Raw genomic sequence first — 24386 nt, 5'->3', positions numbered from 1 at the left:
ATGGTGACCTCCTTAGTTTAAAAGCGTAGTGCTAGCCCGGTAAGCTAGATAGTGTACAGAAACAAAATTTCTCGTGACTTCGCCTTGTACCAATTAGTATTAACGATAACTTCGTTTTATTTCTTGGCATGTTCAAAGCAAAAGTGTAACGGATTTGTCCAGTTTCGACAGAAAAATAGAAAAAATGAAGCGGGTATTGTTCACCACAAGCTCTTTCTATTCTTTTTTCCAAATTTAATCGGAAGATGATCCATAAAACGGAACAAATTTTTCTATATAAAAAATCTGAACAAATATAAATAGATAAGCAAATAGAATTTTAGCATTTTTTTGGAACTTTTTCCACAGGCAAATTGTGAATTGTGGAAAAAAAATTCACAGAGGGTTATAAACTTATCCACAAACAAGAAAAAAACAGTGGATTTCTTTTTGTTATTTTATTTATCCACAGCAAGTTCTGTAAAAAAAACCCAAGCAATTCAATCTTTTTAGAAAGTTATACACAATTAAAAAAGCGAATGTGCATAACTTTTTAACATCCTGTTTTTTTGTGCAAAAGTGTGGAGAAAACTTAAAACGAAATGTGATGGCTGAAAAAACTATCCACAAGTTATCCATAAATTTTTCCCTTTTGTGGATAACTTATTTTGATAAGAAGAATAATTTATTCCAGAAAATTTATTGACAAATCGACCTAATACTAGGTATACTATCAAAGTATGTCTATGTATTGATGGATAGTTACAATTTCAGGAGGTGGAACAAGAGATGAAAAGAACGTATCAACCAAACAAACGCAAACGTCAAAAAGTTCACGGTTTCCGTAAACGCATGAGCACAAAAAATGGTCGCAACGTATTAGCGAGCAGACGTCGTAAAGGCAGAAAAGTTATTTCAGCATAATTTATGTTGACTTTAAATAACGAATCAAGTTTAAACTAAGAACCCTTTATTATCTTCACAATGTATGTGTGGAAATAATAAAGGGTTCTTTTGTTGTGAATCACTACGACTGGCTTCGCCAGAGTAGATGATGAACAATACTTGGCGAACGTAGTGAGAGAAGTTTCCATACTAGTGAATCACGAACTCGTTTCAATCGCATCGATCTAAGGACTAAGGCACAAAGAATACAAGGACTAAGCCAGAATTAGCCAGAGTAGATGATGAACAGTACTTGGCGAACGTAGTGAGAGAAGTTTCCATACTAGTGAATCACGAACTCGTTTCAATCGCATCGATCTAAGGACTAAGGCACAAAGAATACAAGGACTAAGCCAGAATTAGCCAGAGTAGATGATGAACAGTACTTGGCGAACGTAGTGAGAGAAGTTTCCATACTAGTGAATCACGAACTCGTTTCAATCGCATCGATCTAAGGACTAAGGCACAAAGAATACAAGGACTAAGCCAGAATTAGCCAAAGTAGATGACGGACAATACAAGGCGTGCGCAATGAGAGAAGTTTCCTTACCAGTGAATCATCAAACACTTAACACTAAAAAAGTAGTACAGTCGTAATGAAAAGCAACAGCATTAATCAGACAAAGCTAAAAGTCACATTCTAAATCACCCCATTTCGATTTGATCTTACCCATTTCCCCATTTGTATAACTTAAACGTTAAGAATTAAATCCGCACACCCCAAAACCAAATGAACCTCAAAAAATTCTCTCAATCCCATAAAATAAAGTGAAAAAAAACTAAAAAAATGATAAGATATGAAATTAGAGTCATTATCACCAAAATCTCTGGATATTTTCCTTTAATTTTGAAAAAAAATGACTAAAATATGCTATCATTGTAGAGTGAGTGAAAAAGAAAGATAGAAAGAAACAAAGGGATGCAGATGAAGAAATCCTATAGAGTAAAAAAAGAAAAAGAATTTCAAGCAGTGTTTCAACATAAACAGTCCTGTGCTAACCGAAGATTTGTCGTGTACGTATTAGAAAAAACAGAACAAAAGCATTTTCGGGTAGGAATTTCAGTAGGGAAAAAAGTTGGGAATGCTGTTGTTAGAAATGCTGTAAAGCGTAAGGTTCGTACGTCGATCTATCAATTAAAAGATTCAATCGATCCCACTTGTGATTTTATTATCATCGCAAGGCCTGGCGTCGACAAGTTGAGTTCAGAAGAAATTCATAGCAACGTGACGCATGTGTTAAAACTTGCAAAAATTTTGAAATAAGAGAGGAACAGTTTTGTGAAGAAGTATAAACGCCTATTATTGATGGCAGGTTTACTAGCACTTGTTTTTGTGTTGTCTGCCTGTGGAACAGCCCCTATTAATGAAAGTAGTACAGGAATTTGGGACCGCTACATTGTCTATTATTTCGCTGAAGCAATTAAATTCTTATCCATTTCAGCAAATACTGGTATCGGGATCATCTTATTTACATTAGTAATCAGAATCATTTTACTACCATTGATGCATTTCCAAACGAAAAGCATGCGTAAGACTCAAGAGTTACAACCAAAATTAAAAGCGCTACAAAAACAATATTCATCAAAAGATCCAGAAACACAACGTCTATTTCGTGAAGAACAACAAAAGTTGTATTCTGAAAATAATGTAAACCCTTATGCTGGATGTTTACCGTTATTGATTCAAATGCCGATCATGATGGCGTTGTACCAATCGATTTCTCGTGTACCAGAATTGAAGCAAGGAAGTTTTATGTGGTTGAACTTAGGTCAACCCGATCCATATTTGATTTTACCAATTTTAGCAGCAGCCTTTACCTTTGCTAGTACATATTTGACTAGCATGAGCCAAATAGAATCAAATGCGTCGCTAAAAATCATGAACTTTGTAATGCCAGTTATGATCTTTGTAATGGGGATGAGCTTAGCCAGCGGATTATCACTTTATTGGGTGGTTTCTAATGCCTTCCAAGTTGGTCAAACATTATTGATCAATAATCCATTCAAAATCCGCAAAGAGCGTGCTGAAGCAGAACGACAAGTAAAAGAGCGCGAACGTGCATTGAAGAAAGCAATGAATCCTAAGAAAAAAAATAAGAAAAAATAAAAGGAGGTTTTCCAGATGCCGGTATATGAGGGAAACACAATTGAAGAAGCGACCACTAAGGGCTTACACGCACTGAATTTGTCAAAAGAAGAAGTAGAGATCAGCGTAATTACAGACGCTAAGAAAGGTTTCTTAGGTTTTGGTAAAAAACTTGCTCAAGTATCAATCGAGCCTACTGTCAGCGAACAAATCGCAGAAGCAGTTGCAGAGACCGTCGAAGATATCATCGTGGCAGATGAGGAAGTAAAAGTAGAAACAGCTGTTGAAGAATTGTTAGCTGCTAAAACCTCAGATTCCTCTGAACCGAAAGTCTTGGAAAACCTAGAAGATGAAGAAGCGATCACTGAACTAGCGATGTATTTAACAACTATTTCAAAAGAATTGAATGCGCCGGCTTTAGTCCGTTTAGAACGTAAAGATGGTTTGTTAGTTTTCCATTTAGATACAGATAAACAAGGAATCTTGATTGGAAAACACGGAAAAGTCTTAAATGCGCTTCAATATTTAGCACAAGTCTTCGTTCATCGTGTTGCAGAAAATAAGCTATCTGTTGTAGTGAATGTTGGTGATTATCGTGAAAAACGTCAAGCGATCTTGCAACGTTTAGCAGAAAGAACAGCAGAAAAAGTCAAACAAACTGGCCGTCCTGTTTTTCTAGAACCGATGCCAGCATTTGAACGAAAACAAATTCACTTTACCTTGAGTAAAGACGATCATATCAAAACACATTCAGAAGGTGACGAGCCTTATCGCTATTTGGTTGTTGAACCTGTGAAAAAATATTATTAAATAGTAAATGCCCCTTTGAAATTATTTTTTAAAAGCGGCATTTATTGTTAAAATAGGATAATTTTGTAAAAAAAAATACATTGACAAATACAGTTAAACAAAGTATATTTTAAACGAAATCATTCTTATCAACGTACAAAATACGATGATAAAGTAGTTGGAGCATTCGTGCTTCTTCCAGCCTGGTTCTTTTAGAATCAGGTTTTTTTATTTTGTAAAAAATAACAGAGAAAAAAAGGAAAAGCTTGATCGCCTTTCCTCCTTGAATAGTATTTAACCAATATTTGTTTGTGTAAACTGAACGACTGTTCCATAAGCAAATATTTCTACGACCCATTTCCCTTGATATTCTACATATTTTTCTTCAAAATGACAATTTATCACAGCATCTGCTTCATATTCAAACGCAATTACTTTCAGCTGACGATAAACACCACTGAAAATATCATTTGGATTGACATCTGGTGAAAATAAGTCTGTCTCGATTCGATCTGTTGCAAAAACAATATCCCGAACGATATATTTTTTACTGACATTTCCTGTAGATAATGTGATTCCACTTAAACGATTTTCTAATTCTTGTTCATTGAATTCATCTTTTTTTGTTCGTTTCATCATAGGAACCTCCTTGCCTTATATAAGTTTATTTTAAAGATAAAACAGAAGAAATGCAAAGTTAACGAACGCTTTTATCAAATAAATAATGTTGCGAAAAAAATAAAAATATGCTATTCTATGTCAAGAAATTAATAGGAATTGACGCAGTGAAAGTGCTAGATCCAACCTAAAAAAATAGGGGTGGAGTGGGCGCTTTTTTTGTAGCCAAAAATAGATGCGTACATAGTTTAAAAGAGATAAGAGCGGTTTAACGTAGTAATAATTACACGAAAAAAAGCTTAATCCATTAATGAAAGGAAGTCAGTCAACCATGCAACAAATAACGCTAGAATTTGATACAATCGCCGCAATTTCAACACCTCCTGGCGAAGGTGCCATCAGTATTGTCCGTTTAAGTGGTGATGAAGCAATCGCAATTGCAGATAAAGTCTATCGCTCAGGGAGTAAGCAGCTGCTAGATGTGCCTACACATACGATTCATTATGGTCATATCCTTGATCCTAAAGACGACAGCTTGCTAGATGAAGTGATGGTTTCTGTCATGCGGGCACCGAAAACTTTTACCAGAGAAGATGTTGTTGAAATCAACTGTCATGGTGGGATCGTAGTCGTTAACCAGTTATTGCAATTGTTGTTAAGAGAAGGCGCTCGTTTGGCTGAACCTGGTGAATTTACGAAAAGAGCCTTTTTAAATGGTCGAATGGACCTATCTCAAGCTGAAGCTGTGATGGATTTGATTCGAGCAAAAACAGATCGAGCGATGCATGTTGCCTTGGATCAATTGGATGGAAATTTATCTTCTTTGATCCGTTCGTTGAGACAGGAAATTTTAGAGACTTTAGCGCAAGTCGAAGTAAATATCGATTATCCTGAATATGATGATGTAGAAGAATTAACAACAAAACTATTACTTGAAAAAGCTGGATTCGTCAAAGCCCAGATCGAAGGATTATTGACAACAGCGAAGCAAGGAAAAATATTGCGTGAAGGCTTAAGTACAGCAATCATCGGTCGTCCAAACGTTGGGAAATCAAGTTTATTGAACCACTTATTACGTGAAGAAAAAGCGATCGTAACAGATATTGCAGGAACGACACGTGATGTTATCGAAGAATACGTCAATGTCCGCGGAGTACCATTGAAATTGATCGATACGGCTGGAATCAGAGAAACAGAAGATATCGTAGAACGAATTGGTGTTGAACGTAGCCGTAAAGCATTAGCTGAATCCGATTTGATTTTGCTTGTTCTGAATCAAAATGAGCCACTTACAGAAGAAGATCGTCAATTATTAATAGCCACAGACGGATTAAAACGAGTGATCCTGCTGAATAAAATGGATTTACCTTCTCAATTAGATCGAGAAGAATTAAAACAGCTCGTTAATGATGAAGAAATATTACCCGTATCAGTTTTATCCAATACAGGGATGGAACAATTAGAATTAAAAATCGCAGACTTATTTTTCGGCGGACAAACAGGGGAAAAAGATGCGACATTCGTATCCAATACTCGCCATATCGCATTATTAGATCAGGCAGCTATAGCGCTGGATGAAGTGATCCGAGGAATCGAAGCTGGAATGCCAGTCGATCTCGTTCAAATGGATATGACCCGCTGTTGGGACTTTTTAGGTGAAATCGTCGGGGACAGTGTCCAAGATGAACTGATCACCCAATTATTCAGTCAATTTTGTTTAGGAAAATAGAGAGGAAGAGTCGATGAATCAATTTAAAGCAGAATCTTATGACGTAATCGTAGTTGGAGCAGGACATGCTGGTTCAGAAGCAGCCTTAGCATCTGCTCGCATGGGCAGCAAAACCTTACTTTTAACAATCAATTTAGATATGGTGGCATTTATGCCGTGTAACCCATCTGTGGGAGGCCCAGCCAAAGGAGTTGTAGTTCGAGAAATCGATGCATTAGGCGGCGAAATGGGTCGTAATATAGACAAAACATACATCCAAATGCGGATGCTAAACACTGGAAAAGGACCGGCCGTTCGCGCGTTGCGCGCCCAAGCGGACAAACATGCTTATGCTACTGAAATGAAGCACACAATCGAACGCACGGACAACTTATCATTACGTCAAGGAATTGTGGAACGCTTAATTGTAGAAGACGGGATTTGTAAAGGTGTCATTACAACAACAGGTGCACAATACCAAAGTAAAGCGGTAATCATTACAGCTGGAACAGCACTTCGTGGTGAAATCATCATTGGTGAACTGAAATATTCTTCAGGACCGAACAATTCATTACCATCAATTGGTTTAGCAGATCATTTGAAAGAATTAGGACTTGAAATGGATCGGTTCAAAACAGGAACACCACCGCGTGTGAAATCTAGTACGATCGATTATACTGTCACAGAAGAACAACCTGGTGATGAAGAACCCAATCATTTTAGTTTCAGCACACCAGATGATGCGTATAATTTAGACCAACGTTCATGCTGGCTGACTTATACGAATGAAGGAACCCATGAAATTATTCAAGAGAATCTACATCGTGCACCGATGTTTACAGGAATCGTTGAAGGTGTTGGCGCGCGTTATTGTCCGTCGATTGAAGATAAAATCGTTCGTTTTTCTGACAAACCTCGCCATCAATTATTCTTAGAGCCAGAAGGGCTGAACACAGAAGAAGTTTACGTTCAAGGACTTTCTACTTCATTACCAGAAGATGTCCAAACAGATATCTTACATTCGATTGCAGGGTTAGAAAAAGCTGAAATGATGCGTACAGGATATGCGATCGAGTATGATGTTGTTGTGCCGCACCAATTACGTCCAACCTTAGAAACAAAAGTGATCGATGGGTTATTTACAGCTGGACAAACGAATGGTACCAGCGGTTATGAAGAAGCAGCAGGGCAAGGCTTGATAGCTGGAATCAATGCCGCACTTAAAGTTCAAGGAAAAGAACCTTTTGTGATGAAACGTAGTGATGGTTATATCGGTGTAATGATTGATGACTTAGTCACAAAAGGGACGAATGAACCTTATCGTTTACTAACATCAAGAGCTGAATATCGTTTGATTTTACGCCATGATAATGCAGACTTACGTTTAGCAGAGCAAGGCCATGAAATTGGTTTAGTCAAAGAAGACCAATATACAGCGTATCTTGAAAAGAAAAAAGCAGTCGAAGCTGAAATAGCTCGCTTAAACTCAGTCAGAGTGAAGCCTACAACGGACGTACAAGCGTTTTTAGAAGCGAAAGGTTCTGTTCCGTTGAAAGATGGGGTCTTAGCTGGAGACTTCTTAAAACGCCCAGAAATGAGCTATCATGAAGTGACACAATTTATCCCAGCTTCTGAGGTAGATTTGGATGACAAAGTCATTGAGCAAGTTGAAATTCAACTAAAATATGAAGGCTACATCAAGAAGGCATTGGAAAAAGTCGATAAACTAAAACGGATGGAAGCCAAACGAATTCCTGAAAACATCGATTATGCCGCAATAAATGGCTTAGCTACTGAAGCAAAACAAAAATTGCAAAAAATACAACCAGAAACGATTGCCCAAGCAAGCCGAATCAGTGGTGTAAATCCAGCTGATGTATCGATTTTGATGGTGTATATCGAACAAGGGAAAATCGCTAAAGTGCAGTCTTAAAAATAGTCGCTTTAATAGATTACAAACCAAAGTAAATAACAGATAAAAAAGAGGGAGCTCATAATGTAGCTGCCTCTTTTTTTGTTTCATGTGAAACATTCTGTATTTCTCCGTTTTAAATCAGGCTTTTTTGGGAGAGTTTTAACAGTAAGTTAAAAGTCAATCGGCACAAATATAGAGTAAGATCAACGTATAAATAAAAAATAAAACAAAGGAGTAAAACCAATGCGTACTATAAAAACAATCAACGATTTTTGGGAAGTAATCGATGAAATAAGAATGAAAAAAGAACTCAATTGGACAGAATTAGTTGGAGGAAAAGCTAAATTAGCTGCTAGTCAACGATGGAATCCTCCATTGACATATATTCTTCAAATACAAAAAAAACTAGACATAGATATCATGAACACATTTGTCTTTGAGTTAGTTGAATCTGAACAATTAGTTGATAAAGATCCCGAAACGCCCAATAAAATGAAACTGATACACCAATGGATTCAATCCGACAATTGGATGGAAGACGAAGAGCTCATTCAAAAAGTTCAAGAAGTTGCTAAGACGATTTTATAAAATAACAAATTAAGGGAGTAAAAAAGATGGCGAATATAGAAAATATGATTAAATGGATGACGGACCGCAAAGGAAGAGTCACTTACTCAATGAATACAAGGCTAGGTCCTAATAGCTATGATTGTTCAAGCGCGGTTTATTTTGCTTTGATCAGCGGCGGTTTTTTGACTAGTGGAGTGATGGGTAATACGGATACTCTTTTCTCACATTTGGAAAAGGCTGGCTGGACTCAAGTAAAGGCTGATGCATCCGGTAATTATCCCGCTAAAAAAGGGGATATTTTTATCTGGGGAAATCGGGGAGCATCAGGAGGAGCGGCCGGTCATACAGGTATTTTTATAGATGATCAAGATCGAATTATTCATTGTAACTATGGTTATAATGGCATTACAATCAATGATCATGATATGATTTGGGAATTAAATGGCTGTCCAGCAGTAACTATCTATTCTTACGGGAAAACTGAAAGTAGTCAGCTGAAACCACAGCCAAATCCTCCAAAAGCAAAGCCCGTGCCACAAGAGCAACCATCAGGATTAGTTTCAATGGTAGGTACATTTTATCCAGATAGAAAATTAGGGGTTAGCCAAGATACTGATCCTGATGATACGAAAAGTCCAGCACTTGATTATTATTTGCCTGGTATGGCAATCAGCTACGATCACTATCTTCATAGTAACGGTTATGTTTGGATCAGTTATATCAGTCAAGGTGGTGTCCGTCGTTATATTGCTGTGGGACCGGACGATGGACAGACAAAATCGACTTGGGGGACGGGTTTCTTTAATTAATCAATAAGGTATAAGCAGGTAAAAGTTGCCTGTCTATAAAAATCGGCAGAATCTTGTTATAATGTTGGAAAAGTGACGATAGGTGGAGTGACAATTAATGAAAACTAATTTTGTAGAGAGTGAATTTGCTCCGTTAAAAAGAGTTGTTTTAGCGCAATCACAATTTTATTTACCAGAAGGGGAAGAGGAATTAGATACAAGTTTTCTATCAGAAGAAAACCTCAATCTTTTCAGGAATAAAGTTGGTGATGTAGGCGATCTTTACCCAGATATGCAAAAAAAATGGGAAAAAGAAAAAGAGCAGATGTTTCAACTGTTAACATCGTATGGTGTAGAAGTGATCAGGCCACGACTGTTAACAGAATATGAAAAGACGTTAGGCAAAGAGAGCGGAAGTGGATATGCTAATTTCTTTTCGAGAGATCCATTTTTTACAATTGGCCATTTCATCATTGAAGGAAACTTGAGATTTGCGCATCGACGTTTGGAAATATTGCCAATTCGAGACATTTTAACTGCGGAATCGAAACATTCTGAAGCTGTTTATTTAGCTGCGCCGCAACCAGATATTTCTGAAGGATTGGATAGTGAAATTGGACCATTTTTAGAAGGCGGGGATGTTTTAGTTTATGGTAAAACAATATTTATCGGGCATTCTGGATTGGCGAGTAATCTAAATGGGATTAATTGGCTGAAATCGCTGTTAGCTCACTGGGATTATGACGTTATACCAGTACGTTTGCATCCAGATATCCTGCATCTAGATTGTGCACTGAGCATGGTGAGAGACGGCTTGATGATTTATTGTGAAGAAGCTTTTTTAGATGGTTTACCTGAAGAGTTAAGTAACTGGGATAAGATAAATATTTCTTTAAAAGAAGCGTCTCTATTGATGGCTAATGGTCTGCCAATCAATGAGTCTGTATATGTTACAGACCGGTCATTTACAAAGTTGATTACAGAGTTGGAAAGCCACGGAATGAAGGTGGAAACGTTAGATTACGAGATCTCAAGAATATTCGGCGGTTCTTTTAGATGTACGACACAAGCATTATTGAGAACAACTAACTAGTCAAAGATTATAAAAATCTAAAAGAAATTCAGATTTTCGGCAAACAATTGTAATAAAGAATCCAAATTTTCAACATAAAATAGTCACAATTTGGAGTTATTATATATTTATACCAAACAAACAACCCTAACAAAACACTTTTTCATTTTTTAACTCCTTTTCCCACTCTTCCCCAAAGAGTGGGTTCTTTGTTGTGAATCACTACGACTGGCTTCGCTAGAGTAGATGATGAACAATACAAGGCGTGCAAAGGGAGAGAAGTCTCTATACTAGTGAATCACCAAACGCCTACGTCTAAAAAATAGTAGAAGAAAAGATTAACTCAAAAAAGGGAAAATATGTATCATCCTGAATTTGAATTACTAAGTATCTTTTTGATACCACCAATTTCAAAGAATTGCAGGACTACAAGAGTTAGGTCCTTTAAAATAGAAAAAACCTGAGAACCAATCACTTTAAAGCGATTGATTCTCGGGGTTTTTTTGTTATTCAAATAATTCTTAGATTACTAAATTATTGAGTAGAAAACTAGCACTTATTTACTATGTTTTCCTTTTTTTCTCTTCCAGAAAAGAAGTGATCCAGCGGCTCCTGCCATAAAGGCGCCCATTCCTTGTTCCATTGAAGAAGTTTCTGATCCTGTGTTTGGTAATCTTCTTCCAGAACGTGTATTTGGAAGTTTAGACTTTGAAGGATCTGCGACTGTATTCGTTTTAGAACTTACAGTCATAGGTAAAATCTTTTCTTCTTCCTCCTTCTTAGGAGCTAGTAACGATACAGGCGCTTCGGATTGCTTTCCTGCCACAGGTGCTTCTAATATTGTAGGTTCTGTTGGCGCAGTAAGTTCAATTGGCTGTTCGACTGGTGTTGCTGCAGGATCCACCGTTTCTGGCGCTGTAAGACCAGGAATAATTGGTTCTTCGACTTCTGGTGCTTTTTCTAGCTCTTTTGGTGGTTCTAATGGATCTACGTTTGTAACATCTTCGAAATCGTTCAATTCAACAGGGGCTTCAGGTTTAATGCTACCCTCAGCTTCGTCACTATTAAGTTCTACATTACTCACATCTTCTGAAGTGCCTAATTCTACGATTGAATCAGGAGGAGTAGATGCATGCTTTATTGTTAGCATAGGTAGATCGATTCCTTGGATATCTACTATTGTTTTGATAGAGGCTGGAGCAGGTGCAGGAGCTAGCGTTCCTGGTGTTGCTGCAGGATATACTTTTTCAGGTTGGTTAATTCCTACTGGTTCCACAGGAGTTTCAGGCATATCAGGTACTGATCGGATTACTGGAGCTGTGATATTAAAGACCTCAACCTTTTTTAATTCAATTTTTTTTGCCTCGAAAGTTGTTGGTTTTGTCACTGGATTAATGAGTTGTTGTCCGTTTATAACTCCTGTATATCCTTGGAAATTTCCAAAAAAGTTAGTTAGCCATTCATAAATTGAGACACCTTCATCCTCTGAAAAAGGTAGATCTGTAAACATTTCTAAATTGTACTCCAATGCTCTCTGGAAGCCAGGAACGATCCCATTAGCTTGGGTTGGAATAGGATCTGCTCTATTGGCCAAAACAATGTTGTTTCCTGTTGCTGTATTAAAGGCGTCTATTTTATCTTTGAAATGTTCTTTAGCTAGGGTCCATTTACCAGATACATCTTTCAAATAATCGGCATATAAGGAAGCTTTCTTAATAGCATCTTCTACCGCTGATGTATAAGTAGACACAAATATTTCCCAATCAGAGTTAGTATTTAATGCATACAAATCAGCAACGCTATATCCGATAGGTAAAAAGGCATTAGCTGGTTCTCTGCTCTCTAAATTGATTTTCAGACTGTTAAGAATAGGCTGCCAAGTATTGATATAATCGTTGTTTGGGTCACCCTCGTTCCCAGAACCCCAGCCAGCATTATAATCGTCAAACGCAGTTTGAAATTCACTATAATCCAAGTAATATTGTTGGTAAGCTTTTACGTCACTAATATTCTTCTCTGTGATGTCTTCTATAGTTTGAATATAGGCTAAGATTTTTGTTTCAAAGTTTACCGGACCATAGACATTTATAATATTATCCTGAGGTACAATAGAGCTAGCATTGTAGCTATCATTTTTAGCTTGGTAATCCTTAATATCTGGCCAGGATTCATTTAATGTATTAGTCAAAGTTAGCTTAGCTGTATCATATTTTGTTTGCTAAGCTGCTAAGTCAGCTGAAATATTCTCAAGATTTTCCTGTGTAACTTTATCATCTGGTAATGCTTCCATGATCTGATTCATAGTAGTAACTGCAGCATTAATTTTCCCTTCAGCAATAACTGCCTTCTCATAAGCTTCTAGTGCATCTTCATAAGGTTTTGCAGCTGTACTGAAGCTTTCTTTTGCAAGATTATACTTGGTTTGCAGACTATTAAAGAGCTCAAGTGCAGTATCATAGTTATCTTTAAGCGTTTTTAGTTTGTCATTGGCAACTTGATATGCAGGATCGGCTAATTTCCACGCATCATTCGCGGCTTTGTATGCTGTATTAACCTCACCATATTCTATATGAAGCGCTGTAAGAGAGTCTTTTAACTTTTCATACTCTTTTGAAACAGCGGTGTACTCTTCTTCATGAACTTTTTGTTCAGCTGTAACTTCGGCTAATGTGTCTAAAGTCGTGTTATAGATTACTAGAGTTTCTTCATATTTAGTTTTAAGACCAACATAATAAGCAGCTAAATCAGCATATTCTTTTTCGTGGAGCTCAAAAGTTTCTTTTGCTTTTGAAATTGCTTCAGCTGCAGTTGTATAAGCTGTTTTAGCAGTAGTATAGTCCACTCCTAGATCAGAAAATTGCTTTTTAACTTTTTCGTAATCAGCCATTGTTTTAGTATATTGTGTTTTTAAATCAGTGTATTGGTTTTTCGTAGTCTCTAATATTTTTCCTAGATTAGTAAAAGATGTCTCAGCCTTTGAAAGCTCAGTTTTTAATTGTGCTAATTCATTTTTCAATGTTTGATACTCCGGGAAAAGACGGTCATATTCGGCGCGAGCTAATTCAAATTTTTGAGTAACTGCTTCATATGTTTTGTTTGCCTCACTATATTTCACTTTGGTCGCATCAAAAGCTTCTGATCCACTTGTAAATTTACCAAAGACAGCTTCATAAGATGATTTTACCTGAGCAAATTGAGCTTTTACTTCATCAGACTCTTTAAGTGCTGTTTTATAGGCTGTTTCCGTTTCAGCATAGACACTCATTACGTGAGTATAGCTAGTATTGATGGTTTGATAGGCTTTTTCTAATTGTTGATACTTGCTCTTTGCTTGATCGTATTGTGCCACGAGGGAATCATATTTCTGCTTGATAGACTGGTAAGCTTGAGCTATGGCTTGATACTCAGTTGTTGCAGTTTCATAAGCTATCGTGACTTCTTTAAATTTAGCAGTTAGTGCATCTGCTTGTTCTTTGACTTGTTGATAGTCTTTATTCACTTCATTGTAACGATTATTGTTTTCAGTGTAGACTGTCAACGCAGATGAATATTCTGCAGTACCTTCTTCATACTGTTTTAAAATTGCTTCAGCTACCGCTCGTTTTTCATTATAGAGTTTTAGATCTATTTCGTAAGCAGCCAGTTTCGTATCATATTGTTGATCATACGCTGTTTTCGCTGTTTCATACGCTTTTGTTTTCTGCTCAAAGGCTGTTTTTTCTGTTTCATATGTTGTGCGTTGTGTTTCATATTGGTTTGCTAATTCTTTTAATTGGCTTGATAGAGTCTCGTATTCAGATTTTGCTTCTTCATAAGCTTGTTTTGTTGTTTGATAATCAGCTTTGATTTTATTGTACTCAGCCAGCATACTTTCGTAATTACTTATTGAAGTGTTTAATTCTGACAGACGTTTTTCATAAGCTGCTTTGTCAGTTAAGTAACTATCTTTTGCTTTGTTATACTCAGTTAGCAGTGTGTTATATTCCTTAAGCGCCTGATCATACTCTTTTTTGACGTTAGTGTAGTCAACTTTAGCTGTTTCAAGTTCTGTTTTTAGCGTGTTATATGATATAGCTGCTAGGTTGAATGCTTTCGCTTTAGCATCATAAGTGTTTTTTTTAGTAGTATAGGTGCCAAGTAGATTTTCATAAGAAATTTTTTGTGAATTATAGTCTTTCAATTGGGTATTATACGTTTCTTTCGCTTTGTTATAGGCTGTTTGAATCGTTCTATACGCAGTTGCAGCTTCTTCGTAAACTTTCTGTTTGTCTTCATATGCGATACGTAAGGTTTCGTAGTCGGTTCTTTTTTTCTCAGCATCTTCGTTTAATGTTTCATATTCTGCTTGTGCTGTTAAATACGCAGTTTGCATGTTAATAAATGTGGCTTCTGATTCTTCATAAATCTTTTTTTCTGTTTCGTAAGCGTCTTTGGCTGTATTGTAATTTTCAATATGTGCTTCATAATTAGACTTATTTGTTTCATATGTAGCCTTGCTTACGTTGTAACTCTTAGTAGTTTCGTCAAATTTCGTTGACTGCGTTTGGTAGGTTTTTTTTAATCCATCTAAAGTTGTTTTAAGTTGATTGGCCGTATTATAGGTTTCGTCTGCTGTGCTTTTTAACGTATTGTAATCGTTTAATGCAGTATCATAACTTGCTTTTGTTTGCTCGTATTCCTCTTTGGCTGTTAAATACTCTTGTAACACAGTCTGATAGTCTTTTTCCAAAGCTGTTTTGGCTGACTTGGGTTGAGTTATCTGCTCTACAGTTGCGGCCAATCCTGGTATTGAAGTATTAACTGCTATGATAAGCGTACTTGAATACAATAAAAATTTAAACGAACCTTTTCTCCATGAATCATTCATTAAAATACACATACCTTCCTTTTTTGAAATAATATTTATATAGTAAAAATATAAAATCTTGAAGGAAGTTATATTTTTACAAATGTAATTATAAAACATTATTAAGTAATTTATTTATCATAATTTTCTATACTGTTCAAATTTTTTGATAAATAAGGATAAAGAAAATATTTTTTAGAATATCTTTAAAATAATAAGAAAGCGTGTTTATATAAAGATAAACAAGAGAATTTTTTAATGAAAAAAAATAAACATCGCGTATTAAAATATTGGGATTTTCGGAATTTATTGATGGTTGTTAACGGATATGGGCTCTTTATTAATTTATTATTTATTCATTTTAATTATTAATTTTATATTTTTTAAGTCTAAGGAATGCAATAATTTATACTGAATTAGAGTGAGTGAATGGTTCTTGTGGGTAGCTTCCAAGAAGATTCTTTTAAAAAAATCTGAGTTCCCAGGGAAAGAAACTCAGATTGACTGTTTTATTTTAATGCAAACGCCAAGTTATAGAGTAAAATCAATAACTTACGGAATAACTTGTCTTCTTATAACCAAAAATTTGTTTGTTAGGATTGCCAGTTTGCGTTAAGTCATTTGTATCTTTACTAGCCTGGACGATTGGTTTATAGTTGGTTGCATTTGAATTAGAACTTCCGAACGCAATAACAGATAGGTCATTCGTTTTTTGTTCCGGTGTTTTTAACCAAGCACTTAAGAATGTTTCACCAAACGCACTTCTAATTTGGAAATCATACTGAAAAGAAAGTTTTAATCCTTTGTATTCAGTACCGTCAAAAACACGGTTTTCAAGGTCGCTGACAACAACTTTATTTGAATCTAAATCATTTATTGAAATGATAGGATCCAGACCCATTGTAAAGGCTGCAATCTCCATATCTTTTTGATAGTAGAAATAAAATTCAGGTTTTAACCATTTAGCTGTTGGAATTGTTTGTGTTCCCATGTCGTATTCATTTTCAAAACCATAGTTTCTAAAAGAGGTTTGCAACCCTACATTTCCACCAGGAATTGCAGATAGACCATCTGAATATTGCCCAATGAAAGGTCTTGATTGACCGCTTTCATTAATGACGACGTTAAAACGTCCTAATTCTACTCCTTCAGTATTTAAAATCGCAATACTTGCTTTATCATTAATACTGGTAATGGCTCTAGCAACTAAACTGAATGAACCATCGGCTTTGATTGCAGTTGTTTGCTGTCTCTTGTTATTTACATATAAACGAACCTGAGACGCCCCGCCACCACTAATAATACCTGTAACATTTCGTTCGCCAAGTGTAAAGTCATTTAGGTTCATTGCTAATTTAATTGGATTGACCGCTACTTTTGCCTTTTGAACTAATTCACCATCCGCATCAAACCCTAGTACTTCAACATAATCTCTAAGAAATTGTATTTCTCCTTTTGAGTCTAATGAAAATAAGCTAGTATAGGGAACTTCTTTTTCATCGATGATTTTAGTATTTACAGCAAGTTTTACATCAGTCATTTCCCAATCTGCAACGCCCGTGACGACAGAATCTTTTCGCAACGTAAATTCATCAGGTGTTAAAACCCATTCACTTGGTTGAAGAAAAACTTCAGACTATTCACCAACCACTTTTTTATCTCGATCTAAGCCAATCACTTTCACCGTATCTTCTAAAGACTGAATACTATTATTAATATCTAATTCAAAAAAATAATTGTCTTCGTTTGGAACGTCTTCAATTATGGGTTCCGTTGCCACCAAGACATCATTTACCCAAAGCTGTACCCAATAAATAGTTGAACCTCGTTTTACTTCCCCAGATACAAACAGACTCTTTTTACCACCTACACCAACAGGGTCAGTAATAATATAATCACTGTGATTTTTAAAAGCTGAAGAAGTGACAACTGGTGAAGCTTCAGCCATTAAAGTTTCTGCTCCAGTAATATTAGGAAGAAGAAAACCTCCTAAACTGAATCCTAAAATAGCACTTGCAATAACAATAGACTTTTTCATTTTTTTCTCCTTTTAATTTATTTGACAACTAATTATAATTTATTTATCTCTTTAAGTGAATTAATACACTTATTTAGGTTTCAATATTTATTTCTATGGGAGAGTTTAATAATAGTTTGAATAGAAAAATATGCTTCTTTTAGTTAGGTAGGTTATTTTTAAGAGTTCAGAATTTCGTCTAACAATCATAGTAAAGAAACCAAAATTTCAGCACAAAATAGTCACAAATTCAGGTTATTATAGATTCATACCAAACAAACAACCCTAATAAAACACTTTTTTCATTTTTTAACTCCTTTTCCCACTCTTTCCCCGAAGAGTGGGTGTTTTTTTTGTCAGCGAGGCTTCTTTCATTTTCCCATACCCAAAAAATAAAAAATTGATGTTCATTTTTCGAAAGAACCTTTTATAGATCAGCAGTATACTAAAGAGACCAATTGAAGGGGATGATGATCAATGAAAGAAAATAAAACTACAGAATTCAGAAATGCACACCGAAAAGACAAACCACTAGTCTTACTAAATATTTGGAGTGTAGCAAGCGCTCGTGGACTGACACAAAATAAAATCACGTTGATTCCAACTGGTAGTTATGCAATGTCAAATCATTATGGCTATCAAGATGGTGAAAATATGCCTTTTGCTGAAATAGTAGGTTATATCAAACAAATGAATCCAGAAACCAATTATATCACCGCAGATATTGAATCAGGTTATGCCGAAATTACAACAGATTTGGTGAGTAATATAGAATCACTCATAAACACCAGCGTTGTCGGGATCAATATTGAAGATAAACAACCAAACATAGAAACGCTTTATTCCATAGAAGAACAAAACGAGCGGTTACTTTGTATCATAGAAAAACGTAACGCCATGAAAAATGATCTATTTATCAATGTGAGAACTGATATGTATTTTATCGGAGATATTGCTGAAAACAACCAAAATGAAGATGTATTAACCCAAACAATCACTCGAATCAAAGCCTATGAAAAAACGGGAATCGATGGTATTTTTATACCAGGTTTAAAAAATAAAGAACATATCAAGAAAATAGCAGATGAAACAACGTTGCCGATCAATATCATGCTTGATATCAAAAAAGATTCCATTACAGACTATCTAAATACAGGAATTTCAAGAATCAGCTTTGGTCCTTCGATCTATATGCTTTATAATGAAAGTGAAAATACTGACTTAGATGCATTTTATACATCGTTACTGGCAGATTTGGCTCAATATGAGGAACAAGATCTTATTGAATTATTCAGAATAAAATAGAAAGGGGAATGTCCAATGATCAGCGAAAAAGAACAAAAACATTACTATCAAGCACTATTGGCGAAAGATTCTACCTATGACGGTATCTTCTTTGTCGGCATCAAATCAACAGGTATTTTTTGCCACGCAACATGTCCTGCAAGAAAACCGAAGTACGAAAATTGTACTTTTTACGAAACAGCAGAAGAAGCCCTTTTATCTGGTTATAGACCATGTAAACGCTGCAAACCGTTATCTTTCCCAAGAGAAATTCCGCCTTTGATTCAGCAAATGGTGGAACTAGTGGAAGAAAACCCAGAAAAGCGTTGGAAAGATCAAGATTTCGCGGAGTTGGGCATTCACTCAATGACAGCCAGAAGGCAATTTAAAAAAGTCTATGGCATGACATTTGTTCAATATGCACGTTCAAGAAGGATGGGAATGGCGTTGAAATCAATCAAAAATGGTGAAAAACGGATCGATACTCAGTTGGATGTAGGCTATGATTCTTCTAGCGGATTTTATGATGCTTTTTCGAAAATCATGGGCAGAAATCCGAAACAATCAAAGGACATCAAGGTATTATCTGCTGATTGGATCGATACGATTCTTGGACCGATGATGAGTATTGCAGATGACGAATATTTATATTTGCTGGAATTTGTCGATCGCCGTGGGTTGGAAAGAGAAATCGAGCGGCTGCGAAATCGAATGAATGCGTCGATTGTTCCTGGAAAAACAAAAATCAATGAACAAATCAAAGAGGAATTAGCGTTGTATTTTGAGAAGAAACTGGACGAATTTCAGACACCTTATATGTGTCTAGGTTCTGACTTCCAAAAAAGTGTGTGGCAGGCTTTGACGGAAATCAAGCGTGGTGAAACGTCTTCTTATAAAGAATTGGCTGCTGTAATCGGAAGTCCAAATGGAATGCGGGCGGTTGGGAATGCGAATGGTGCGAATCAGTTGGCGATCATTATTCCGTGCCATCGGGTGATCCAGACGGATGGAAGTTTAGGTGGCTATGGTGGCGGAGTTGAGCGGAAGAACTGGCTGTTGAAGCATGAGCGGGAGTACCGTTAAATAGATAATATTAAGAGCGTGTCATTTTCCTTTAGCTAGAGGGAAATGACACTTTTTTAGTAACGATCGTTATTTTATTTGAATTCAAAAAAAACATAAAAGATACTATTTTGATCTAAAAGATTTATAAAAACGTGTTATTGTAATGGTAAAGTTAAAATAACCTATAAAGATTTAAGAGAAAGAGTGGTTAATATTTTGAAAAAAACGTTATTAAATGCATTATTCATCTGTCTGGGCAGTGCAGCTTTATTTTCGATGGGCGTGCAAGCATCTGCTCAAGATGTAAGAATCAGTGAAGCAAATAATCATGTTATGGGAAATAACTTACAAAAAGCGGAGCCTACTAGAAAAAAGAGGCAGGTCTCACTTCCATATACACAAGAATCTCTTCCGAGAGCTGACTTTATCGATATCTCTTCTTGGAATGGTGAAATATCTGTGGAATCCTATAAAAAAATGAATGCACAAGGTGTTAAAGGGGTAGTCGTAAAATTAACGGAATATACGACGTATAAAAATCCTTTTGCGAAGATCCAAATCGAAAACGCTAAAAAAGCAGGTTTAACTGTTTCAACGTATCATTATTCTTGGTTTGTAGATGAGCAAAAAGCCGTTGAAGAAGCCAATTACTTTGCGGATTTTGCTGAAGAGCTTGGTTTGAGTTCAGATACTGTAATGGTCAATGATGCAGAAGAAGGGGAGATGATTCCTGCAGATGTGACGATTACATCGACTGCTTTTAAAAATCAATTGAATAAACGTGGGTTTAGCAATGTGATACATTATAGTATGGCTAGCTGGTTTACGAATAATTGGTTAGAATTTCCAGTTTTAGGAAAAGAGAACTGTTGGGTAGCAGAATGGCCGAAAAATCCATCAAATGAAAATTTACTACACGCTGATACAGCTGCATGGCAGTGGAGTTCGCAAGTGGAATTTTCAGGTGTGACGGGCGTATTTGATGCGAATGTGGATTATCTTGGCCGATTTGTTTCTACACTTGAATTTAAACTGGGAACGGATTTGAAGCCGATTCAGTATTATCAGGGAGAAGAAGTGGTCTATCAAGGAAAAAAGTATACAGTGACTCAAACGCATAAGAATTATGGGGATTCTAGTTGGGTGCCGGGGATTGCTGAAGCGCTGTTTGCGGTGAAAAATTAATTAAATAGATGAATAAAAAAGAGTGGGCGATGGTCAGGTGAATTTTGAACATTGTCCACTTTTTCAAATTTACCAGCCTCCAGAAAAGCCGCCTCCGCCTGATGAACCACCGCCACCGGAGCTACTTCCGCCACCCCCGGAAGATCCGCCAGAGTCACTACTTCGATAACTTGAGGTACTAAAATATTGTAACGTTTGATAACTTGATAAATTCATGCCAGGTATGGCACCAAGAAATAAGCATTTATCAAGATCCGTGATCGCTTTTTGATAATAGTCAGACTCGATTTTTTTAAAATCCTTCTCACCCTTTTTAAAAGCTTTAGGCAATTCATTTTCAAAATTACCTGCTTCTGTTAAAAAATCTTCCTTACTGGTATCTTGACCTTTTAACAGATGATAGGAAACAAGTAAAACTAGTAATTTTTCTTTTTGTTTTGTGTAAAATGATTTTTATACATGTTTTTTTACATAGACTTGCACAATCTTTCTCGTTTGCATGAAAGCAACTCTGGCTTGAACGATTTTTTGTAAAATTTCTAAGTAGTCACTATCTGATTTTTTCAGTCTTGGTTGTAGTTGTTCTTTAGCCTGAGTGATGTTCTGTGGTTCTGTTAGGAAATCACCTAAACTTTGGGAATACGCTTCATAGTACCGCTCACTGATTTCTAAACACATGGTGCAATATGTTAGCTTGTTGGCTGCAGTAAGGTGATGCATACGATATTTACCAAGTTGTGTTGTGTAATCAATGACATCGCTTGTAAATAAAATCTTAGTTAAATAGTGTTGTAAAGGTTTATAGTTATCAAAATTGGCTAGAATCAATATCCTAATAGGTGCTTCTTTAACATAAAGCATAATCGCTTTTTCTCTCACAGCTACTTTACCTAGCCAACGTACTTGTAATTCTTGGATCGAATCAAACAGGGGCTTTTTTAAAAGCCGTTCTTCTAAGAAACTCCTTAAGAAAAGAAAGCCGATAAATAGACTCAAAGCTACCAACGTTGATAGGACAAAATGATCCATGATAAAAGCAAAAGCGCTCCCAATATAGTTTGAAAAATTCTTTTTCGGTTCTACATAGTGATATTCAGAGTCGTCATAAGAATTACTTGCCTGTTCTATATCTTGAATTTCCTTTTTCGCTGCTTCGTAATTGCCATAACGTTCATTGACGATCGTTATGATATTGTGGCTGATGATAGTCAAACCTTGATCATACTTTTCCTCACGAAACAATTGTTCCACGCTTGTAGGCACAATGGCACGTTTCATGCTATCTGTGATCACGTCTTCTACACCATACCCAACTTCTAAACGATATTTTCGGTCAGAGACGGCAATGACAAATAGAAAGCCGTTGTTTAGATCTTTATCACCGATACCTAACGTTTGGAAGGTTTCATTTGCGTAGGTTTCAATCGTTTCGTTTTTGGGTAATTTTTTTATCGTTTTTAGGACGAATTGCGGGCTGCCAGGTAGTTGTTTGAAGTCTGATTCGTTTGCTTGGATGATCGCTTGTTTTGTTTCCTCGCTTAATAAACCAGCTTGATCATCGACGAAGAAGCTTTCGGCTGAGCTGGTTTGTGGGGTGGATAGAGTGAATAGAAAGATTGTAGTGAGGAGTAGGATTGTTTTTAAAAAGTTTATTTTGGTAAATTGTGTGTGTGTTTTATGTGTGTGATTTGAGTTCATTTTGCTCCTTTTGATTGTGTTGTTTTAGTTTAGGGGTTTAGAAAAGGATTGCTATTTTTTCTTTGTTCTTTTTTGTATTCCTTAGATTTAGAGCCATACCATATTCCATTATCTACACCAAATTTTTTTCTGAAGTCTTCTGAAAATTTATTCAGAAAATATATTCGTGCCATTGTTTCAAATAGCCAAGGAAATGCATAAATGCTAAAAATAGAGAATAGAATAGGTAGTACTGGAACAAGCGCCAAGATAATTCTGCCTTCTATGTTTTGTTTAGGTGTTTGATCAGACAGTTCATTTGAAAATATGTTACTTACGACAGATGCTATAAAAAGAATTGTCAAAACGGATTTAATCATTTTAGGATTTTCAGTCATTAATTTACTTAACCGATCAACTTCTTGATTTTTGTAAATTAAATTTTTAATTTTTTTAATCGATTTGACTATACTGAAAATAAAACAAGCTAGGACGACTAAAATATTGAAGGTTCTCAGATAAGGATTTTTTGTCAACAGTTGTAAATCAATAATTAACAACCAGTAAAAGATTACGCTAAGTTGTGCTAACCAAACATTGGATTTATATGCTAACTTAATATTGTTCCAACATCTATATTTGGCACCTAAAAAAATCATATTAAAAAGAAAATATAGACAGAACAGCATCACGAACCATTTTAAGGACAACGTGAATTGATACTCATTTGTAGTACCTGAAAAGGTTGAGTTTCCCACTAAAAAATAGCCAAACCAATACAACGCTTGTACGGAACCAGCAAAAAAAATTGCAGCTATTAACCGTTTACCAAAAGACATATTTCCTGCTTTTATATACCCTTCCTCGGCCATCTTTTCTGAGACAGTATTTTCTATTTGTTAAATCTAATGCTCTTTTTCATGTTATGATCCTCATTCTTTTCTCCAAGTAAATATATTATGTAAGATCAATATATTATTTTCATTAATTTCCCCAACCTTCTCTTTTTAGTGTTGCTTCTAAAGCTTTTTCAGAATATTGTTTAGGAAATTTAAATTTGACGAATGACATAATCAAGACTTTCCCTACTACAAAAGCTATAAAGTAAGCGAGAGCAGTTAGCAGTATAAATAATATAAATGATCCTTCCATAAGTCCGCCTATTCCGATTCCAGCGGATGTTCCAATCAAAAGAATTCCTTGACTCTTAGTAATTGCACTATCTACATTACTATCCCCTTTAACTTTTTTCTCCATCTCAATTACTTTTGGATATTTTTTATGAGTTTTTCCAGTTAGAATCATCCAAACGTACCATACTATTGAGATAAGTATAAATACAAATGGTAGGAATAATAGAATGTCGAATGCGAGTGCTTGATGTTCTTCAGAGATAGAGATTGATAAAAAATTTCTATATTCAACAATGAGTATAACGTAGGCTAATTCTAAAAAGCCCCAACTGACCAGAAAATAGATAATTGGATCATAAAGTTTCGTTTTTATTAGTAGTAGTGAGAATAGAATCAACACATTTATAACTAAAAAGAATAAAACAATTGTTTGGAAAAACATTGTGTTAGGAAAGTAAATCTCATCATATTCAAAACTATCAATGTAGAAATACATGATTGGAAAACATGCTACGGCAATAAGGCTTATACTTCTTGAAGCCTTGATTCCAGCAAATTCTAATCTGTATTTTATTGGTGCGATAAAAAAATAAAAATCATTAGCTGTTTTTTTCAAAATTCTTCTCCTAATGTAATTTTATCTGAAAGCTAAATTACGCATTTTTTTGATAGATTTTCCAATCCTATCTTTAACTATATAAAGTACATA

At 35.7% G+C, this 24386-nt stretch carries 21 protein-coding genes and 1 pseudogene; 12 read left to right on the top strand and 10 right to left on the bottom strand.

The window, feature by feature from the left end:
• Positions 1–768: 768 nt before the first annotated feature.
• The 4 genes from rpmH (at position 769) to jag (ending at position 3820) form a co-directional block, all read left to right on the top strand.
• Entirely contained in the window at positions 769–903 is a 135-nt protein-coding gene (gene rpmH / locus IGL98_RS17440) for a 50S ribosomal protein L34 (protein WP_010762140.1), read from the top strand.
• Positions 904–1849: 946 nt separating this feature from the next.
• Complete coding sequence (rnpA, locus tag IGL98_RS17435; RefSeq protein ID WP_206843817.1) at positions 1850–2188, top strand: ribonuclease P protein component; 339 nt, start codon at positions 1850–1852, stop codon at positions 2186–2188.
• 15 nt (positions 2189–2203) lie between these two features.
• Positions 2204–3031, top strand: a complete 828-nt coding sequence (locus IGL98_RS17430) for a membrane protein insertase YidC (protein WP_206843820.1) — start codon at positions 2204–2206, stop codon at positions 3029–3031.
• 15 nt (positions 3032–3046) lie between these two features.
• Complete coding sequence (jag, locus tag IGL98_RS17425; RefSeq protein WP_069647076.1) at positions 3047–3820, top strand: RNA-binding cell elongation regulator Jag/EloR; 774 nt, start codon at positions 3047–3049, stop codon at positions 3818–3820.
• A 273-nt stretch (positions 3821–4093) separates the two neighbouring features.
• Here the strand turns inward: jag and IGL98_RS17420 are convergent, their stop codons facing one another.
• Positions 4094–4435, bottom strand: a complete 342-nt coding sequence (locus IGL98_RS17420) for a hypothetical protein (RefSeq protein WP_069647077.1) — start codon at positions 4433–4435, stop codon at positions 4094–4096.
• Positions 4436–4748: 313 nt separating this feature from the next.
• Here IGL98_RS17420 and mnmE point away from each other — a divergent pair, with 313 nt between their 5' ends.
• From mnmE to IGL98_RS17395, 5 genes are all read left to right on the top strand, one after another.
• Positions 4749–6146, top strand: a complete 1398-nt coding sequence (gene mnmE / locus IGL98_RS17415; RefSeq protein ID WP_206913114.1) for a tRNA uridine-5-carboxymethylaminomethyl(34) synthesis GTPase MnmE — start codon at positions 4749–4751, stop codon at positions 6144–6146.
• Positions 6147–6159: 13 nt separating this feature from the next.
• Positions 6160–8058 (top strand): tRNA uridine-5-carboxymethylaminomethyl(34) synthesis enzyme MnmG, encoded by a 1899-nt coding sequence (gene mnmG, locus IGL98_RS17410; protein WP_206913104.1) that lies wholly within the window; start codon positions 6160–6162, stop codon positions 8056–8058.
• Between the two features lie 225 nt (positions 8059–8283).
• The gene (locus IGL98_RS17405) at positions 8284–8628 is read left to right on the top strand and encodes a hypothetical protein (RefSeq protein ID WP_206913102.1); all 345 of its coding nucleotides are present in this window, start codon (positions 8284–8286) and stop codon (positions 8626–8628) included.
• Positions 8629–8654: 26 nt separating this feature from the next.
• Complete coding sequence (locus IGL98_RS17400) at positions 8655–9419, top strand: peptidoglycan amidohydrolase family protein (protein WP_206913099.1); 765 nt, start codon at positions 8655–8657, stop codon at positions 9417–9419.
• 97 nt (positions 9420–9516) lie between these two features.
• Positions 9517–10491, top strand: coding sequence for a dimethylarginine dimethylaminohydrolase family protein (locus IGL98_RS17395; RefSeq protein WP_206843832.1), 975 nt, complete (start codon positions 9517–9519; stop codon positions 10489–10491).
• 535 nt (positions 10492–11026) lie between these two features.
• Here IGL98_RS17395 and IGL98_RS17390 read toward each other — a convergent pair.
• The 5 genes and pseudogenes from IGL98_RS17390 to IGL98_RS17370 all read right to left on the bottom strand — a co-directional run bounded on the left by IGL98_RS17390 (position 11027) and on the right by IGL98_RS17370 (position 17354).
• Complete coding sequence (locus IGL98_RS17390) at positions 11027–12658, bottom strand: LPXTG cell wall anchor domain-containing protein (RefSeq protein ID WP_242590299.1); 1632 nt, start codon at positions 12656–12658, stop codon at positions 11027–11029.
• 30 nt (positions 12659–12688) lie between these two features.
• Entirely contained in the window at positions 12689–15337 is a 2649-nt protein-coding gene (locus IGL98_RS17385) for a hypothetical protein (protein WP_242590298.1), read from the bottom strand.
• Between the two features lie 523 nt (positions 15338–15860).
• Complete coding sequence (locus IGL98_RS17380) at positions 15861–16664, bottom strand: immunoglobulin-like domain-containing protein (RefSeq protein ID WP_340689547.1); 804 nt, start codon at positions 16662–16664, stop codon at positions 15861–15863.
• Positions 16665–16691: 27 nt separating this feature from the next.
• A pseudogene (locus tag IGL98_RS17375) lies at positions 16692–16907 on the bottom strand (hypothetical protein); the annotation flags it as partial.
• Positions 16908–16952: 45 nt separating this feature from the next.
• Positions 16953–17354, bottom strand: a complete 402-nt coding sequence (locus tag IGL98_RS17370) for a hypothetical protein (RefSeq protein ID WP_206913097.1) — start codon at positions 17352–17354, stop codon at positions 16953–16955.
• A 456-nt stretch (positions 17355–17810) separates the two neighbouring features.
• On the opposite strand from IGL98_RS17370, the gene IGL98_RS17365 reads away from it, so the two are divergent.
• The 3 genes from IGL98_RS17365 (at position 17811) to IGL98_RS17355 (ending at position 20867) form a co-directional block, all read left to right on the top strand.
• Entirely contained in the window at positions 17811–18638 is an 828-nt protein-coding gene (locus IGL98_RS17365; RefSeq protein ID WP_206913095.1) for an isocitrate lyase/PEP mutase family protein, read from the top strand.
• Between the two features lie 15 nt (positions 18639–18653).
• Positions 18654–19700, top strand: a complete 1047-nt coding sequence (locus IGL98_RS17360; protein WP_206843842.1) for a bifunctional transcriptional activator/DNA repair enzyme AdaA — start codon at positions 18654–18656, stop codon at positions 19698–19700.
• Positions 19701–19898: 198 nt separating this feature from the next.
• On the top strand, positions 19899–20867 hold the full coding sequence (locus IGL98_RS17355; RefSeq protein WP_242590297.1) for a GH25 family lysozyme: 969 nt from the start codon (positions 19899–19901) through the stop codon (positions 20865–20867).
• Between the two features lie 69 nt (positions 20868–20936).
• Here IGL98_RS17355 and IGL98_RS17350 read toward each other — a convergent pair whose 3' ends face one another.
• From IGL98_RS17350 to IGL98_RS17335, 4 genes are all read right to left on the bottom strand, one after another.
• Positions 20937–21197, bottom strand: a complete 261-nt coding sequence (locus IGL98_RS17350) for a hypothetical protein (protein WP_206843845.1) — start codon at positions 21195–21197, stop codon at positions 20937–20939.
• Positions 21198–21320: 123 nt separating this feature from the next.
• Positions 21321–22565, bottom strand: coding sequence for a TPM domain-containing protein (locus IGL98_RS17345; protein WP_206843847.1), 1245 nt, complete (start codon positions 22563–22565; stop codon positions 21321–21323).
• A gap of 29 nt (positions 22566–22594) precedes the next feature.
• Positions 22595–23383: a hypothetical protein gene (locus tag IGL98_RS17340; RefSeq protein ID WP_206843849.1), complete on the bottom strand. Its 789-nt coding sequence runs from the start codon at positions 23381–23383 to the stop codon at positions 22595–22597.
• Positions 23384–23528: 145 nt separating this feature from the next.
• A complete protein-coding gene (locus tag IGL98_RS17335; protein WP_206843851.1) occupies positions 23529–24293 on the bottom strand; it encodes a hypothetical protein in 765 nt (254 codons plus the stop codon).
• Positions 24294–24386: the final 93 nt, after the last annotated feature.

The sequence above is a fragment of the Enterococcus sp. DIV0840 genome, assembly GCF_050527835.1.
GTDB classification, from domain to species: domain Bacteria; phylum Bacillota; class Bacilli; order Lactobacillales; family Enterococcaceae; genus Enterococcus_L; species Enterococcus_L ureasiticus.
This window is presented reverse-complemented; position numbering and strand designations above follow the sequence as displayed.

What these genes read in the sequence shown, in the direction of transcription:
- rpmH (WP_010762140.1), top strand. Translation starts at nt 769, where the DNA reads ATGAAAAGAACGTATCAACCAAACAAACGCAAACGTCAAAAAGTTCAC.
- rnpA (WP_206843817.1), top strand. Translation starts at nt 1,850, where the DNA reads ATGAAGAAATCCTATAGAGTAAAAAAAGAAAAAGAATTTCAAGCAGTG.
- jag (WP_069647076.1), top strand. Translation starts at nt 3,047, where the DNA reads ATGCCGGTATATGAGGGAAACACAATTGAAGAAGCGACCACTAAGGGC.
- IGL98_RS17420 (WP_069647077.1), bottom strand. Translation starts at nt 4,435, where the DNA reads ATGAAACGAACAAAAAAAGATGAATTCAATGAACAAGAATTAGAAAAT.
- mnmE (WP_206913114.1), top strand. Translation starts at nt 4,749, where the DNA reads ATGCAACAAATAACGCTAGAATTTGATACAATCGCCGCAATTTCAACA.
- mnmG (WP_206913104.1), top strand. Translation starts at nt 6,160, where the DNA reads ATGAATCAATTTAAAGCAGAATCTTATGACGTAATCGTAGTTGGAGCA.
- IGL98_RS17405 (WP_206913102.1), top strand. Translation starts at nt 8,284, where the DNA reads ATGCGTACTATAAAAACAATCAACGATTTTTGGGAAGTAATCGATGAA.
- IGL98_RS17400 (WP_206913099.1), top strand. Translation starts at nt 8,655, where the DNA reads ATGGCGAATATAGAAAATATGATTAAATGGATGACGGACCGCAAAGGA.
- IGL98_RS17395 (WP_206843832.1), top strand. Translation starts at nt 9,517, where the DNA reads ATGAAAACTAATTTTGTAGAGAGTGAATTTGCTCCGTTAAAAAGAGTT.
- IGL98_RS17385 (WP_242590298.1), bottom strand. Translation starts at nt 15,337, where the DNA reads ATGAATGATTCATGGAGAAAAGGTTCGTTTAAATTTTTATTGTATTCA.
- IGL98_RS17380 (WP_340689547.1), bottom strand. Translation starts at nt 16,664, where the DNA reads ATGAACCTAAATGACTTTACACTTGGCGAACGAAATGTTACAGGTATT.
- IGL98_RS17370 (WP_206913097.1), bottom strand. Translation starts at nt 17,354, where the DNA reads ATGAAAAAGTCTATTGTTATTGCAAGTGCTATTTTAGGATTCAGTTTA.
- IGL98_RS17365 (WP_206913095.1), top strand. Translation starts at nt 17,811, where the DNA reads ATGAAAGAAAATAAAACTACAGAATTCAGAAATGCACACCGAAAAGAC.
- IGL98_RS17360 (WP_206843842.1), top strand. Translation starts at nt 18,654, where the DNA reads ATGATCAGCGAAAAAGAACAAAAACATTACTATCAAGCACTATTGGCG.
- IGL98_RS17345 (WP_206843847.1), bottom strand. Translation starts at nt 22,565, where the DNA reads ATGAACTCAAATCACACACATAAAACACACACACAATTTACCAAAATA.
- IGL98_RS17340 (WP_206843849.1), bottom strand. Translation starts at nt 23,383, where the DNA reads ATGTCTTTTGGTAAACGGTTAATAGCTGCAATTTTTTTTGCTGGTTCC.